Raw genomic sequence first — 366 nt, 5'->3', positions numbered from 1 at the left:
CGCGCCGGAACGGCTTTCGGTGGCCGAGGCGTTTGACCGATTCGCCGGGATCGACCTTGCCGCAACGCTTGGCGACGGCACCGCCACCGACGCGGCCGCGCTGGCGGCGAACCCGCATCTGCGCCCGGTGCGCATCCGCGCCGGCGCGCTTGGCGCGGGCGTTCCGGCGCGCGATCTGGTGGTTTCGCCGCAGCACCGCGTCCTGCTGCGCTCGGGCATCGCGCGGCGCATGTTCGGCGCCTCGGAAGTGCTGGTGGCCGCGAAACAGCTTCTGGCGCTGGACGGGGTTGAGCTTGCCAGCGATCTGGACAGCGTGACCTATGTCCATTTCCTGTTCGACCGCCATCAGATCGTGCAGTCGGAAGG

1 protein-coding gene is annotated in these 366 nt (G+C 70.2%); it reads left to right on the top strand.

Translation table 11 applies throughout. The annotated features are described in order from the left end of the window. The coding region (locus RMT89_RS41630; RefSeq protein WP_315888955.1) for a Hint domain-containing protein at positions 1-366 on the top strand (366 nt) is incomplete at both ends.

Origin of the sequence: Streptomyces sp. P17 (genome assembly GCF_032436805.1) — a bacterium.
In the GTDB taxonomy this organism is placed as follows: Bacteria; Actinomycetota; Actinomycetes; order Streptomycetales; family Streptomycetaceae; genus Streptomyces.
This window is presented reverse-complemented; position numbering and strand designations above follow the sequence as displayed.